Genomic DNA, 16229 nt, shown 5'->3' on the forward strand with positions numbered 1-16229 from the left:
ACCCCAGAGCAAAGATGGAATTCTCACGGCGCTCTGAATTTTTTCGGGCTAGTTGTATAGTCAGCTGTACAGGATACGTAGTTCGACAAACATTGGAGTCTTTGATTACGACCTTCCGCATCTTCCCAACCATCAGGGTGCGGTAATGTCGTCCGCAAAAGCCTAGGAGTTCAAGCTTGGGAGGCGAGTATGAGACGAGTCGTCTTTTGGGGCTTCACTCTAATGATGCTGCTCGGTTGTTTGGGCATCCATCAGCTTGCGTGGGGCCAGCAAATTACTGCGGCGATCACTGGTACGGTATCCGATGCGGCCGGCGCTGTTATCAGCGGCGCTACCGTTACGGTAACCGACATGGATCGAGGTACGGTTTACGTTACAAAAACAAATGACAGCGGCATCTTTAACTTCGTACAGGTTCCAATAGGAACTTACGAGGTAAAAGTAGAGGCATCCGGTTTCGAAACAACCATTCAATCCCACATCACCCTCGTGCTTAATCAGACAGCACGTCTTCAGTTCAAGATGAACGTGGGCGCCGTGACCAATACCGTGCAGGTCACGTCTGAAGCCCCGCAACTACAGTCCGATACAACGCAGGTCAGCACCCTCATTAATTCCAGGGCAGTCACGGATATTCCACTGGCAACCAGAAACTATGTTGAGCTGACCTTATTGGCGCCAGGCAGCGTCCATCCTGACAACTCATCCTTCAACACTGGAGACAACGTCAACGGCGGCGCCCGGCCATATATCAATGGGAATCGCGAGCAGTCCAACAACTTCATCCTGGACGGGATGGATAACAACCAGACCTCTGAAAACAATCTAGGCTTCACGCCTTCGCCAGACGCGATTCAGGAATTCAACCTGATTACGAACAATGCCCCCGCCGAGTTTGGCAATTTTCAGGGCGGAATCGTTAATGCTTCCATCAAGTCGGGCACCAACCATTTCCATGGCGACGTATGGGAGTTCTTCCGTAATGACGTTCTGAATGCTAACCAGTGGGAGAATAAATTCCTTGGCCCCGGCAATGAATTGAAAAGGGGGGCACTCCGCTGGAATATGTTTGGAGGTACCATTGGCGGTCCAGTCCTGAGAGACAAGCTGTTCTTCTTCGCGGACTATCAGGGCCAGCGCTTTGACCATCCTGCGAGTAGCAACTTCATTACCGTTTTTACAAATGCCGAGCGCAACGGTGATTTCAGCCAACTCCTGCCGGGAACGCAGCTCAAGGATCCGATCAGCGGCCAACCTTATCCAAACAACCAGATTCCCTTGTCACAGCAAAACATCGTGGCAAAGAATCTGTTCGCATCCAGCTTCTATCCGCAACCCATTAACGGCGATCCGATCAACAACGCGATCAATACTACTTCGTCGGCCCTCAATGCCGATCAGGGTGACGTTAAGGTTGATTGGAACGTAGCAGAGAAGGACCGCTTTAGCGGCCGTTACTCACAGGGATACCAGAACGATCCTTCAACCAACTCCCTGCTGATCCTGGGCAATGGCTCCAGCCGATTTCCCGTTCACAACGTTGTCGGCACGTGGACGCACACCTTTACTCCCAGCATTTTGAATGAAGCGCGCTTCGGCACAAGTTGGATCACAATTCTGACTGGAAGCTCTTTCGATACGAAGATTGGTAACTTGGGGACAACGCTTGGGATTGCAAATACCAATACTGTGGGACCCGGCCTTCTGGCGCTCGGCTTTGGAGGTGGTACTCCGACTTCGATTAACAGCGGCACCATACTTACCAACATTGGTAACTCCGTAGTGGATCAGGATTTCGCTGACACGGTGATCCAATTTGACGATGGGTTGGTGATTAATCATGGAAAGCACGTTTTTAAGACCGGCTTCCAGATGTGGCGGTATCGTATAAACACCTTCTACACCGGTAATAGCGGATCCTATGGCTCGATCCTGTTTGGCGGCGCGTTCTCCGGTGATCCAGGAGCAGACTTCTTCCTCGGCTACCCGTCGGCAACGGGTATCGGCGTCAGTACCGGTGGAGTATGGCATCAATTTTCGTGGACCTTCGCCGGATATGGTCAGGACGACTGGCGTATCACTCCAAATCTAACTCTGAACCTTGGGTTGCGCTATGAAGCGCACACTCCGTGGGTGGAACTCAACAACCATCAGGACAACCTGGACCTCGTCACCGGACAGATCCAGTATGCCGGGCAGGATGGCAATAGCCGGGCGCTCTACAACTCGGTATACGGACAAAATGCGTTTCAACCCCGCGTCGGCTTCGCCTGGTCGCCGGGAGCTTTACATGGCAAGGCGGTTGTGCGTGGAGCGTATACCATCTCTACCTATCTCGAAGGAACGGGCACCAACCTGCGCCTTCCGAGGAACCCTCCATTCACACCCTCTGAAGTCAACGCTACATACAACAGTCCAACCTACACGACCCAGCAGGGTCCGGGCGGAGCCTCTCCAACAGATCCGTTTGCCGGCGCCATTATGTACGTCTGGGACAAGACCGTTCAGCCGGCGCAGGACCAGCAGTGGAACTTCACCGTGCAGGATGCAGTCACGCCATCAACAACGGTGCAAGCTGGCTACGTGGGCCAACACGGAACACACTTGATGGTGCCCACACCCTATGCACAGAAACAACTCATCAATGGTGAACCGGCGCCAGGAACCTACTTCCAGGGCAATCCCGCTCTGATAGCAGATCTCTCGACGGTTTCGGGAACCGCTTCGACGGGCTACATGCACTACGATGCCCTCCAGGCTGTCCTGCAGCAACGTCTCTCCAACGGACTTGAGGGCCAGGTAGCTTACACCTGGTCACACTGTCTAACCAACAACAGCGGTTACTACGGTACGTGGGGAAATGCCACACAGGCAACGCCGGCAATGCCCTATTACCAGAACCTCTATGATCCCGCAGCTGACTACTCCAGCTGCTACTACAACTCGAAGCATATTCTGTCTGCCTATGCTACTTACGAGCTGCCATTCGGCAGGGGCAAGAAGTTTGGTAGCGATATGCCCCGGGCGCTCAATGCAGTTGTCGGTGGCTGGCAGGCTTCGACGATTCTTTCCTTCCACAGCGGTTTCCCCCTTGCCATTTACAACGCCACCGATAGTTCAGATACAGGCTCACGCGGAGCTCGTCCAAACTGCGGCCAACAGCAGGTGTTCGGGCGCCAGAAGAGCTTCAGTTCCGGCGGTGCCTTCCAGGGCTTCCAATGGATGAGCCCTGACGGATTCTCGGAACCTTCGGACGGAACCGTAGTAAACGGAGTCGCCACTCCGCATTCCTTTGGAAACTGTCCAGCTCAGGGACCTGTGAATGGCCCCGGGTTTGCTAACACGGACCTCGGGCTATCGAAAAACATCCACTTTACCGAGAGTAAGTACTTACAATTCCGAACCGACTTCCTGAATGCCTTTAACAATGTGCAGTTAGGGCATCCGGGCAATACCTACCAATGCTCCTTCGGACAGCAATGCAGTTCCGGAACCTTTGGGCTGATCAATACATCGCAGCCTGCAAGAAACATACAGTTCGCGCTTAAGTTCTACTATTAGGCGCGACTGATACACTCAGGGGCAGATGCTTCCCAACATCTGCCCCTTATTCTTATATGTCGAAATCTTTTGAGCTGGCTTCCCTGATTTTCTTCCCGATAGCGGTTTCCCTTTCTTCTACTGCCCAGGTCTCCAGCAAAACACCCGCAGTCAGCCCAACCGCAACAGCCGAACATGCCGCGTCGCTAGCCGAGAACGGCAACTGTTCTGAAGCAGTGCCCCTGCTCGTGAAATCGGTGGCCCACATCACCGATAAAGAGCTGCAAAAGCGCTCCGGTCTGGCCGGTGTGCGCTGTGCCACGTTGCTGCAGCAAACCGGGCCACTATTAGACTTCGTACGGATTCTGAATCAGCAGTTCCCTCACGATCCCGAGGTGCTGTACATCTCCGTGCACGCTTATTCCGATCTGTCGAATCACGCGGCTCAGGAATTGGCGCAGACTGCGCCGAATTCCATCCCTTCCCTCGAAATGGACGCGGATGCAAACGAACTCCAGGGTAAGTGGGATCAGGCGGAGAAGGACTACAGGAAGATTCTCGAACAAAATCCGCGTTACCCGGGCATTCACTTCCGGCTGGCACGGCTGCTGCTCTCCAAACCAAATCCGCCAGCGGATTTTCAGGACCAGGCCAAGAAAGAGCTCCTGCAGGAACTCGAGATCGATCCGGCAAATGCGGGCGCCGAGTATGTCTTAGGCGAATTAGCACGCCAGGCAAGCGACTTCCCTGAGGCAATCCAGCGCTTTACCAAAGCCACGAAGTTCGATCCAAGTTTCGCCGATGCCTACCTCGGGCTGGGTATGTCGCTATTGGCCGAAAAGAACTATGCGGAAGCCGTCGCGCCACTTGAAATGGCGGTCAAGTTCCAACCCGGCAACCCCGCAGCACACTATGGCCTCGCCACCGCTTACGCCCGTACAGGCCGCAAAGAAGACGCGCAGCGTGAATTCGCCTTGCAGCAGCAAGCTGCGGATCGCACCGGCAATCAGGGGGCTCCGAATCCGCAGTGACCTTTTCGATCGCAAACGGTGCACGCTGGTCGCGCCGCCGCTTTCTCTGGGCCCTGGGTGGCGCCGCTGGATTCGCAGGACTGAGCGGCTTTCCTGATCTCGCCTCAGCCGCTTCGAACTACCCGTTTGAAGAAGTGCCCGCGTCCGCGAGCCACATTACATGGACTCACACCGCCGGCAAGTCTCCCGAAAAGTATCTCCCTGAAACCACCGGGGCTGGCTGCGCTTTTCTCGACTACGACAACGACGGATGGATGGACATCTATCTCGTCAACAGCGGCAAATGCGACTTCTACGATCCAAATCCGCCGCTTCGCAACGCGCTCTACCGCAACAATCGTGATGGAACATTCACCGACGTGACAGAAAAAGCCGGTGTGGCTGCTGGAGGCTACGGGCAAGGCATTGCCGTGGGCGACTACGACGGCGACGGCTTCCCCGACCTCTATGTCACGCAGTATGGACGAAGCATCCTCTATCACAACAACGGGGATGGCACCTTCACCGATGTGACGGACAAAGCAGGCGTCGCCGCTCCCGGCTGGTCCTCGAGCGCCGTCTGGTTCGACTACGACAACGACGGACGCCTCGATCTATTTGTCTGCCAGTTCGTCGACTTCGACAAGTCGAAGAACCTTCCCTGCGTCACCTACGCTAACAAGCCCGGATACTGCGTTCCGCGCCTCTACAAGCCGATGCCCAGCTGGCTCTTCCACAACAACGGCGATGGCACCTTCACCGATGTCAGCAAGTCGTCGGGGATTGGAAAATATCTCGGTAAGGCCTGGGGCGTAGTCGCTGCCGACCTCAACAACGACGGCAGGTTGGATCTTTTCGTCGCCAACGACACAACTGCCAACTTCCTTTATATGAATCGCGGCAACGGCAAATTTGAAGAGATCGCCGCGCTCGCCGGCGTAGGCTTCAGCCAGACCGGCAAGCCTCGCTCAGGCATGGGTGTCGATGCAGCCGACTTTAACCAGGACGGCTGGATGGATCTCTTCGTCGCCAACATCGATCACGAAAAGTATTCGCTGTACCAAAACAACCACGATGAAACCTTCGACGATCAGGCCGACGCCACCGGAGTCGGCTCGGCAACGCGCCTGATGAGCGGCTGGGGACTGAAGTTCTTCGATTATGACAACGACGGCAATCTTGACCTCTTCCTTGCCAACGGCAATCCCGACGATCTGATCGAAACCATCGAAAAGGACGTGACCTACCGCGAGCCGATGCTGCTCTTCCACAGCGATGGAAAGACGTTGCACAACGTCAGCGCAGAGAGCGGACCAATATTCACCAAGCCCCTTTCTGCCAGAGGGCTCGCCATCGGCGACTTCGATAATGATGGCGCGGTCGATGTTCTCGTCTCGGTCAACGATGCTGCCCCGTTGCTGTTGCGCAACACCGCCGCCAGGGACAATCACTGGTTGGGAATCAAGCTGGTCGGCAAAAAATCAAACCGTGACGCCGTCGGCGCCCGCATCACCTATCAAGCCGGGGACCTGAAGCGCAGCCGAACCAAAGTTGGCGGCGGCAGCTACCTCTCGTCGCATGATCCGCGTGTGGTCCTCGGCCTCGGCAAGCGAACAAAAATCGACTGGCTGGAAGTGAAATGGCCTGAGCCCAGCGGCACGACCGAAAGATTCACCAACCTGACCATCGACAAATACATCACCATCGTCGAAGGCGAAGGCATCAAGACGCTCTAAGTGCTTTCCTATCAGCTCAAAAATAGCCACTCGTAAGATTTTCCACAGAAAAACTAATTAATTAGTTACCTTTCCGAATCTCCCGAGTCAAATAGCTAGAAGAAGGAGAAAGAGCGTGCCGAGAAAGCCTTCCGAAACATTGACGGAAGCCGAGCTGAGAATCATGCATGTGATCTGGCAGAAGGGGCCGGGAAGTGTGCAGCAGATTCAGGACGCCCTCAACAACACATCTTCTGACCTCCTCGCCTACAACACTGTCCTCACCACGGTCCGCATCCTTGAACGCAAAGGCTATGTGGAACATTCCAAGGACGGCCGGGCCCACATCTATAGTCCGCTCGTAGAGCGTGAAGAGGCCAGCCGCTCGGAAATTCGCCACCTTGTAAGCCGATTTTTCGAGAATTCGCATGAGGATCTGGTGCTCAACATTCTCGAAGACCGGGGAGTCGCACCTGAGGAATTGAACAGGCTACGCAAAATGCTGGAGCGGAGCGACGGAAAATGAACTGGTTTGCCATGCAAAGTGTCGCGCAGGTGGCGGTGGAGCGAGTCGTGAACTCGCTGCCTGAGGGAATCCTCGTCGCGCTCTTTGCATGGCTCCTCCTGCGCCTCATCGGACGCCAAAATTCGGGAACGCGCTTCGCCGTCTGGTTTATGGCGCTGCTCGCCGTCGTTTGTTTGTCTCTTGCCGGCGGTTGGAAACTCGACGTAGGTACATTTCTTCCGGCAATCAGCCATCTGCATTCACAGATCGTAGTTCCTGCAGTCTGGGCGGTAATCCTCCTTTCATCGTGGGCGATCGTTTCGACTTTGGCGATCGCCCGCCTCCTTGCCGGGTTATGGCAGGTGTGGGCCATCCGCCGGAGCAGCAAAGAGATTGACCTCTCGCAACTCGATCCGAATATTCAAAAGCTTTTCCAAAATCACAGTAGAATGGCTCGCCTGGCAGTCTCAGACCGGGTGAAGGTACCGGCAGCAATCGGCTTCTGGAAGCCCGCAATCGTTCTGCCGTCGTGGACGCAAAGGGAACTCGCTCCAGACGAACTGAAACCAATTCTCATTCACGAATTGACGCACCTGAACCGCCGCGACGACTGGACGAATCTGCTGCAGAAAATAGTCCGCGCCGTCTTCTTCTTCCATCCTGCAGTCTGGTGGATCGATGCGCGCCTATCCATCGAACGCGAAATGGCATGCGATGACGCGGTGCTGGCAAACACCGGCAACGCACGAGCGTATGCCAGTTGCCTGATCGATCTGCTCGAGAAGAGCTGCGAGCGCCGCGGATGGACAATGGCGCAAGCCGCTGTGCATCGCGCAAAAGATCTATCACTGCGAATCACTCGGATTCTCGACGCAAAGCGTCCATCAACGACGCGCGTATGGAAACCGGCTTTGGCGCTAACAAGCGTCTTCTCGCTGGCGTGCCTATGCTTGTCTTACTGCACGCCACAGTTGGTGGCTTTCGGGCCAGCGGCTCACAACACAAAGGAACAGGCAGACCGGCACGCAGAGGATCAGGATTTGATCCCGATGCAGGGCATGGTAATCCCCGCGTCCTATCACCCGCCTGCGCCAACACCGAAAGCGCTAAATGCGCCCGTGAATCATAAGCCTGTAAAGCGGCCTCACCAGCCCAAGGCAGTCACGCCGAAACTGGCCACCACATACAAGCAGAAAACTACACCAAACGTGATGTTGGCAAAGGCTGTTGAGCCGTTGATCAATCAGCAGCCCGCTCCGATGATTCAGATGGTGATGTTCATCGAAAGCACCACCTATGGACAGCCCTGCAACAGCGGAAATCCGCAAACAAGTGCGCCTCGCTGGAACACTCGGATTTTGCAGATCGTGTTCATCACATCCGCACAAAATGCGGCACAGACGGAAGTTCTTTCGAGCCAGATCTAGCGCAAAAAATTTTAGCTGTAAAAACTAATTATTTAGTTAGAGGGAGAAACAAACAATGGACGTCGGGAAAGTGAAGTCGTTGCTCACACGACGCGTGGTAATTCCAGCCATCGTCGGCGGAGCAGCTCTGTCTTTGGGTGCTTACACAATCATGAAACCCGGATCGGCAGTCATGGCCGCGCCCGGCTACACTGCGGCCGCCGGACCGCTGGACAACAACAGCGTGAGCGCACTGCTCTCGCTCGATCAGGCCATGGAAACCCTGGCAGCACGTGTCACGCCCGCTGTTGTCAACGTAACCGTCACATCGAAAGTAAATTCACCGCATCAGGTCAGCGAAGGAGACGACGACGGACAGGACGGCCAGCAGATGCCTCCCATGCTCGGCCCGAGCTCGCCATTCGGACAGTTCTTCCGCGGCCAGCCGCAGCAAGGCCCAACCATCGAGCACGGCCTCGGTAGCGGCGTCATCATCTCGCCCGACGGCTACATCGTCACCAACAATCACGTGATTGATGGCGCCATCGACATCAACGTCACCATGAGCAACCGTGAAGTCTATAAAGCGAAGCTCATCGGTGCCGATCCTCTCACCGATCTCGCCATCATCAAGATTGACGGCAAAAACCTTCCCAGCATTCCTTGGGGCGATTCGTCTCAGCTGCACCCCGGGCAAATGGTCCTCGCCTTCGGCAATCCGTTAGGTTTCCGCTTCACAGTAACGCGCGGAATCATCAGCGCACTGAATCGCTCCAATCCCTATGGAACCGACCGCCACAAGCCGGGCCAGTTCATTCAAACGGATGCGGCCATCAACCAGGGGAATTCTGGTGGCGCGCTGGTCAACGCACGCGGAGAATTGATCGGAATCAACACGTTCATCATCTCTCAGTCTGGCGGCTTTGCAGGAATGGGATTTGCGATACCGCAAGCGATCGTGCAGCACACAGCGGAGACGCTGATTCGCGACGGTCAGGTGCACCACGGCTTCATGGGCGTCACCATCGCCGATGTAACGCCGGATAACGCCAAGTTCTTCCAGATGAACAAGGCAGTCGGAGCCGTCGTATCCGATGTATCGCCTGATTCTCCCGGTGGCAAAGCTGGCCTCAAAACCGGCGACGTGATCACCGCGCTCAATGGCAAAGAGGTAAGCGATGCCGGAGAGCTTCAGATGGAAGTCTCGCAGAAACAGGCAGGTGACACGATTCATCTTGAAGTCGCACGCGACGGCAAGACCCTCAACGTCCCTGTAACCCTCGAACCGCTGGGTGGTTCCAAAGGAGACCACGAAGTGGCCCAGAACGGCAACGGCAAGGGCCGCTGGGGTTTGAGCCTGGCGAACATCACGCCGGATGTCCGCAACCAGATCCAGCTGCCTGAGAATGTACACGGCGCTGTCGTCCAGGATGTGCGTTCCGGCAGCCCTGCGGACGATGCACAGCTCCAGCCCGGAGACGTGATCGTATCCGTGAACCGCAAGCCAATTTCGTCTGCGTCTGATGCAGCCGATGCCTTCAAGGGTGTCCCAAGCGGACAAGACGCTCTGGTCCTCGTGTGGTCAAACGGAGGCAACAGCTTCCGTGTGCTGCACCCGTCAAACGGCTAATCGAATTAATAACTGGAGTCACGCCGCCACCCAATCGTGCGGCGTGACTTCATTCATTTGCCATTCATTCCCTGTTCCGTTCAAGCCATCTTCTCTTTCGCCGCAGCCGCGTGTCTCAAAGTGGCCGATCTGCAAATTGCGCATCCAAGTCATGAAAGCCGATTTTTGCCGTGGCGCCGTATTTGCCATGGACAAGCAGCGCAGTCCATGGAATAGCTGCGCTTGATTCCGCGACGGTGGTATAACAACCGCTGCGGCTGCTTCTCGACGCTGGAGGCATCACACCATGGAATTTCATATTTCCCGCGCTGTTCGAAAGGACCTGGACATTCACGGGCTGATCTTCGGCTACACCGGAAATGTAGTCTTCGGCGATGTAGCGGCAAGCCGCAAACTGGCAAGCCAGCTCAATCAGGCGCGCGGCCCTGAAGCAGATCCGGTCAATGCAGGCGCTCTATTCGCCATGGGCCTCATCGACGAGCTCAGCCACGCTCTCGTCGCCCGCTACCGAAAAGAAATCGACCCGTTTCTGCATGCAGAAGCCATACGTTGGTTCTCATCAAAAGTAGATGCGGTCAGCCTGGAGCAGTTGCTGATCGCATTCGTCGAACAGTTTCCCAACGTGGCCGTCTACCGCGGCGAGTTGACGGCGCAGCAGTGGTTGAACGGCACAACTGACGGAATGCCGAATCGCGAAGCTGCGCTCGAAGAGATGATGTTGCTGTGGCTTGCCAATACAAATCCCGCATTCACTCCATTCCGCAATCTCTTCGACGACAAAGATTTGAAATCGCAGACGGTCTACAAAAACGTAACCGCCGGGTTGCCCGACTATCTGACAACGCGTCCACCTCTCGCGCCCGAAGCAGGCAGCCTTTACGACGCTCTGCGCGCGCCCATGCTCGCCTCACCAGGCTCCATCACTGGCCAGCTCGAATTCATCCGCACGCACTGGTCGAAATATCTCGCGCAGGATCTCCGCCGGCTCCTGCTCGCCATCGACGTCCTACGCGAAGAAGATCTCGCCATCTGGCTGCGCTTCCACCCGCCCGGGCCCGACTGGCACCGCCATGGCGCGCCAACCTGGGGATCACAGGGCTTCCGCGGCGATGAGTTCATCGGCTACGAAGATGACTTCGGCAAACGTCGCTACGCCCACGATTATCAGGCGCCTCTACACGAATACGAAGCCTTCAGCGCCGACCAGGCCTGGATGCCCAATGTCGTCCTCGTCGCCAAGAGCACCTACGTATGGCTCGAACAGCTTTCAAAAAAATACGGACGCCACATTCATCGTCTCAATCAGATCCCCGACGAAGAATTGCGCCTGCTCGCCGACCGTGGCATCACCGGCCTGTGGCTCATCGGTCTGTGGGAACGCAGCATCGCATCAAGAACCATCAAGCGCCTGCGTGGACAGAGTGACGCCGTCGCCTCCGCCTATTCTCTGAAGGAATACGACATCGCCGAAGACCTTGGCGGCTACTCGGCATACGAAGATCTGCGGAACCGCGCAGCCAGGGTCGGCATTCGCCTCGCAAGCGATATGGTGCCCAACCACATGGGCATCGATTCCGAGTGGGTCACCGATCATCCTGACTGGTTCATTTACCGCTGGGAGAGCCCGTTTCCCGCATACAGCTTCAACGGTCCCGATCTTTCACCCGACAGCCGCGTCGAAATCAAGATCGAAGATCATTACTACGACCAGACCGATGCAGCCGTAGCCTTTCGCCTGCGCCATCATCACGACGGAACCACACGCTACATCTATCACGGAAACGACGGCACGTCTTTCGCCTGGAACGACACCGCGCAGCTCGATTACTCCAAAGCCGAGGTCCGCGAGCAGGTCATTCAAACCATCCTGCACGTTGCGCGGCAATTCCCAATCATTCGTTTCGACGCGGCCATGGTTCTGGCAAAACGTCACGTGCAGCGCCTGTGGTTCCCGCTTCCCGGCGCCGGAGGCTCAATCCCATCGCGTGCCGAGAACTCCATGTCACAGGAAGAGTTCGACGCCCTCATGCCGCACGAATTCTGGCGTGAAGTCGTCGATCGCGTCGCCGCTGAAGTCCCCGGCACGCTTCTGCTCGCGGAAGCCTTCTGGCTGCTCGAAGCCTACTTCGTCCGCACGCTCGGCATGCACCGCGTCTACAACAGCGCATTCATGAACATGCTGCGCGACGAGGAGAACGCCAAGTACCGCTCGTACTTGAAGAAGACCATTGAATTCGACACGGACGTCCTCAAGCGCTATGTCAACTTCATGAGTAATCCCGACGAGCGCACCGCCATCGATCAGTTCGGCACCGGAGACAAATACTTCGGCGTCTGCACGCTGTTGGCAACGCTTCCGGGCCTGCCCATGTTTGGCCACGGACAAATCGAAGGCTTCACCGAGCGCTACGGGATGGAGTTTAAGCGCGCCCGCATGGACGAGCATCCGAAAGACTGGCTCATTGCGCGCCATCAGCAGGAGATCGCACCGCTGCTCAAGAATCGCAAGCTCTTCGCCGAAAGCCACAACTTCGTTCTCTACGATTTCTGGAACACGCACGGAACAGTCGATGAAAACGTCTTCGCTTACTCCAACCGCCTCGGAGACCAGCGCGGGCTCATCGTCTACAACAACACCTACGGATCGACGCGCGGCACCATCCACATCTCAGCCGCGTTCATGGATAAGGGCAGCGGCCAACAACGTCAAAGAAGCCTGGCCGACGGCCTCGGCGTTGCGTATGATGACTCGCTCATCTTCGCCTACCGCGACACTGCGCGTGGGCTCGAATATCTGCGCCGCGCCACAGACATGCACCATCACGGATTGAATTTCGACCTGCGCGGCTTTCAATATGTCGTTCTCATCAACTGGCGCGAGCTCCGCTCCACCGTCGATCAACCGTGGGACAGGCTCTGCGATGCCCTGCACGGCGACGGCGTCTACAGTGTCGACGAAGCGCTCACAAGGCTCCGGCTCCACCCGGTGCACGACGCCCTGCATCAAGTGATCAACGCCGGCAACGCGTGCGCCTTCGCCGAACTCTCTGGAAGAGAGACCAGAAAATATCTCGAGAAGATAAGAAAAGAACGCCCGGTCGCTGCCGCTTTTGACAAGCTCACAGCCAGCGTCATTAACCTGCCCAACGGACAAGCAGCCCACGATCCGCGACTCCGCGCGTTTCTCGAGAAGGCGCAGAATTTCTTCGAAAGAGCGGTCGAGGTCATGCCCGCAGAAGATCGCGAAGCGCTCACCATACAGGCAAGTGACAACAAAGACGGCGATACAGCAGACCTCAATCAAAGCTTCCACACAACGTGTGAAGAGTGGGCAAAAGCAGCCATTCATCTTCCGCTGCTCGAACAGACTTTCTCCACCGCATGGCCGGCATCGGTTCGCGATATGCTTCCGAGCAACGAACCAGGAATCTCTGTTGAACAGACATGGGCCCCCGTGCTTGCATGGATTATCCTGCGCAGCTTCTCACCGCGAGGCATGAGCATCGAGCTCTTTGACAAGCTCATGATGCGCGCGGCTCTCGCCGAGACTTTTTCGTCGCTCGGGATGGAAGGAGAAAGAGCATGGCAAGCTGCCGCTCGCGTACGCTCTCTCGTGGCGCATGCGGATCTGCCGTCCGAAAGCCTGATTCAATTGGAAACCTTCTGGGCCGATCCCGACGTCCGCTGGCTCACGGGCGTCAACGAATCATCCGGCAAAACGTACTTCAATAAGGAACAGTTCGAGGAACTCCTGAGCTGGACACAGCTCCCGGCGTTGCTGGCCATCGCGCAGCAGGACGCAATCAAGCCCGCGGCTGTCGAAGAGATCGAGAGCGACATAACCAGGTCCTGCCTCGCAGCAACCAAAGCAGGCTACCAGCTCGATACGTATCTCAGTCTGTTAACAACAGAAAAGGCTCTGCAGAAATGAAATCTAATGCAGCCAGATTTTCTGCCAGCTAATAGTCACAGTCTTCAAGTTGGCTCCGATCGTGCCTGTCACGCCCGAGCTATAGGCCACTTTGATCGACTGTTGCCCCCGCAGCGGTATCGAAACCGTCCCACCAATTCTGCTGTTGCTCTGCCGCTCGTTGTCTGGGCCGCCGTTCGTGCTTATTGCACCGCCGCCATACCAGGTCGCGTCAAATGCGGCCCATAGTGCTCGCCGAAAGTTGTAGCTTACATGCGCTTGCAGTGCCGTCGTTGGCTGCTGCGTGCGATTCGCTGTACCCGGATAAAAGCTGCTGTTTGCGGTATATAACCACGCGCCCGCATACAAGTCCAGGTACAGCTTCCTCACCGGATAAGAAAAGCCTACCTCCGGCTTGAATGCCCACCGGTTCGCGCCAATATTGATCAGCTTTCTGCTGCCATACTGCCCGCTCGGAGCCTGCACCGTAATACTGGTCGCAAGAATGTAACTTTGACGATAGCTCGCAAACTCTTTCGGCGACATCGCGGGCGAGCCATGCAAGTTCACCGAATAACGCAGGACCATGTCACTCAAACCCGATCGATAAATCTTGCCCGATACCTCGCCGACCTGTCCCGTAATGTTGCCCCAGACATAAGGAATCGCCGCCGAAAATAGCGTCTGCCTTCCAAACACTCCAAACGTGTGACTTAGACCAACAGTGGAAAAATGGAGCGTCGCGTTGACATTCGTGACCGGAATAGTGGGATCGAAAGTCACATCACCAGTAGAACGCGAAAAACCAACCGACAAAAAGCTGGTTCCTACCGGAGAGGCCGAATAAGCACGCGGCTCCAGTTGCTGCGCCTCCACGCGCAGAGAGAAGAATGCTACAACTGCTAAGATAGCTGCCCGCCAGCCCAGCTCTCGACGCAAAAGATATCCATCCTTCCATTTGGACTTGCTGCGAGATTGGCCACATCATACAACCCACGCGCTTGCCTCCTCCGCAACAAAAACGGCAGCCACTGATAGCTGCCGTTTTATCGAAGATTTGGTCCTGGCGTTAATAAATCCGGAAGTTAACCTCGATATTCACTTCCACCGGAACCGGATGCCCCTGATACTGCGCAGGACGGAATTTGTACTGCCGCACGGCCTCCACAGCCTTTTCATCCAATCCCATTCCCAGCGGACGAATGACATGCACATGCTGCGGATTTCCCTGCGCGTCCACAATTACCGACACAACGCAGATGCCCTGATACTTCGCACGCCGCGCTTCATCTGAGAATTCCGGATCAGGCGCATAAATCACCTGCGGAGCGGAAACACCGCCGCCGGGATGATACACGCCGCCGCCAGTTCCACCACCAGACCCCGGCCCGATGCCGCCACCCGAACCAGAGCCAAGTCCACCGCCCGAGCCTGTGCCAAATCCCGAACCCGATCCCTGTCCCTGTGAAGCCAGCGCCACCTGGTTCGATTGCGGAATACCCAAGTTCGGCATATTTGCATCCGGCATCTTGATATCCGGCATCACTACTGTCGCCGGAACGGGAAGTTTCGGCTTGTCAAGCAACAATTTCTGCGGAGGCGTGATCTGCTGCTTATCGAATTTCGGAAGCTTGCCCTTCGAGGCGTCGACAAGTTCGTGAGCGCCGCCACCGCCACCACCGCCCATCACATCCTTAGAGGCAGGCGCGATAGGAACAAACGCCGACACATCAACCGGAGTCACCTGAACCTTCTTCAAAAGCGCGCGGCTGTGAATCCGCGCTTCGATGATGACAAGAATGATCAGTCCGATGACAAGGACGTGCGCGCCGATCGAGTACGCGCTCGACTTCGCGCTCCGCTCCGACTTCAACAGAACGTCGGTTTCAATCGGTTTTGAAGTCAGCTCCAGCGGAGGCAGCTTCTTCGGAAAGAAGACATCCTGGATATTCGCCCATAGAGATGCCCAGATCGACTCTTCTTTCAGCGTCTCAACAAGGTCGTTGTTCGAGTCGGGCGTAGACGTCAGCTGAAGCGGAGGCTGCTTCGTCGGAAAGAAGACGTCGCGAATGTTCGCCTGCAGGGACTGCCAGAGCGACTGTTGTTTCAGGCTTTCAACGTACTCGTTGTTTTCGTCTGGCTTAGATGTCAGCTGAAGCGGGGGTTGCTTCGAAGAGGAAAACGCGTCGCGCAGGTTTGCCAGCAGCGACTTCCACATGGAGCCGTCGACTTCGAGAAGAATGTCGGGCTCCTTTTCCTGTGGCCGGGATTGTCCTGGTTCCAGTTCCGGAGGTGTCAAAAGCTCATTGCCCATATCACTTCAACCAGGCAGGCAAAAACAAGGATCCTACCCGTATCTCTCCATTATGGACGACGCACGCCCCGCTTGTCTTTAATAGCGCGGGGAAATATTCTCTGCGCTTTCCTACTTCTTCTTCGTGTTCTGAGAGAAACAACGCAACCTGCTTATTTTCAGATTGCAATCACTCTCAGAAACCGCCTCCGGATACTTC

The 16229-nt window shown here is 56.1% G+C and carries 9 protein-coding genes; 7 read left to right on the top strand and 2 right to left on the bottom strand.

The genetic code is table 11. The annotated features are described in order from the left end of the window. Positions 1–189: 189 nt before the first annotated feature. The 7 genes from H7849_RS10450 to H7849_RS10480 all read left to right on the top strand — a co-directional run bounded on the left by H7849_RS10450 (position 190) and on the right by H7849_RS10480 (position 13737). Positions 190–3561, top strand: a complete 3372-nt coding sequence (locus tag H7849_RS10450) for a TonB-dependent receptor (protein ID WP_251106734.1) — start codon at positions 190–192, stop codon at positions 3559–3561. Positions 3562–3617: 56 nt separating this feature from the next. Beyond that, a complete protein-coding gene (locus H7849_RS10455) occupies positions 3618–4571 on the top strand; it encodes a tetratricopeptide repeat protein (protein WP_186746308.1) in 954 nt (317 codons plus the stop codon). Then, positions 4568–6286, top strand: coding sequence for a CRTAC1 family protein (locus H7849_RS10460; RefSeq protein WP_251106735.1), 1719 nt, complete (start codon positions 4568–4570; stop codon positions 6284–6286). The genes H7849_RS10455 and H7849_RS10460 overlap by 4 nt, the downstream gene beginning before the upstream one ends. Positions 6287–6401: 115 nt before the next feature. Next, positions 6402–6791 carry a BlaI/MecI/CopY family transcriptional regulator gene (locus H7849_RS10465; protein WP_186746310.1) on the top strand — a complete coding sequence of 130 codons (390 nt, stop codon included), beginning with the start codon at positions 6402–6404 and terminating at the stop codon, positions 6789–6791. Continuing rightward, complete coding sequence (locus tag H7849_RS10470) at positions 6788–8197, top strand: M56 family metallopeptidase (RefSeq protein WP_186746312.1); 1410 nt, start codon at positions 6788–6790, stop codon at positions 8195–8197. The genes H7849_RS10465 and H7849_RS10470 overlap by 4 nt, the downstream gene beginning before the upstream one ends. A gap of 55 nt (positions 8198–8252) precedes the next feature. After that, the gene (locus H7849_RS10475) at positions 8253–9806 is read left to right on the top strand and encodes a Do family serine endopeptidase (RefSeq protein ID WP_186746314.1); all 1554 of its coding nucleotides are present in this window, start codon (positions 8253–8255) and stop codon (positions 9804–9806) included. Positions 9807–10092: 286 nt separating this feature from the next. Then, on the top strand, positions 10093–13737 hold the full coding sequence (locus tag H7849_RS10480) for an alpha-amylase family glycosyl hydrolase (RefSeq protein ID WP_186746316.1): 3645 nt from the start codon (positions 10093–10095) through the stop codon (positions 13735–13737). 3 nt (positions 13738–13740) lie between these two features. Here the strand turns inward: H7849_RS10480 and H7849_RS10485 are convergent, their stop codons facing one another. Both H7849_RS10485 and H7849_RS10490 read right to left on the bottom strand, forming a co-directional pair. Then, entirely contained in the window at positions 13741–14655 is a 915-nt protein-coding gene (locus H7849_RS10485; RefSeq protein ID WP_186746318.1) for a transporter, read from the bottom strand. A 130-nt stretch (positions 14656–14785) separates the two neighbouring features. Then, positions 14786–16030: an energy transducer TonB gene (locus tag H7849_RS10490; RefSeq protein WP_186746320.1), complete on the bottom strand. Its 1245-nt coding sequence runs from the start codon at positions 16028–16030 to the stop codon at positions 14786–14788. Between the last annotated feature and the right edge of the window lie 199 nt (positions 16031–16229).

The organism is Alloacidobacterium dinghuense, assembly GCF_014274465.1.
GTDB classification, from domain to species: domain Bacteria; phylum Acidobacteriota; class Terriglobia; order Terriglobales; family Acidobacteriaceae; genus Alloacidobacterium; species Alloacidobacterium dinghuense.

Bases quoted from the DNA above. Each gene is read 5' to 3' on its own strand.
- H7849_RS10455 (WP_186746308.1), top strand. From the start codon at position 3,618: ATGTCGAAATCTTTTGAGCTGGCTTCCCTGATTTTCTTCCCGATAGCG.
- H7849_RS10450 (WP_251106734.1), top strand. From the start codon at position 190: ATGAGACGAGTCGTCTTTTGGGGCTTCACTCTAATGATGCTGCTCGGT.
- H7849_RS10475 (WP_186746314.1), top strand. From the start codon at position 8,253: ATGGACGTCGGGAAAGTGAAGTCGTTGCTCACACGACGCGTGGTAATT.
- H7849_RS10470 (WP_186746312.1), top strand. From the start codon at position 6,788: ATGAACTGGTTTGCCATGCAAAGTGTCGCGCAGGTGGCGGTGGAGCGA.
- H7849_RS10490 (WP_186746320.1), bottom strand. From the start codon at position 16,030: ATGGGCAATGAGCTTTTGACACCTCCGGAACTGGAACCAGGACAATCC.
- H7849_RS10480 (WP_186746316.1), top strand. From the start codon at position 10,093: ATGGAATTTCATATTTCCCGCGCTGTTCGAAAGGACCTGGACATTCAC.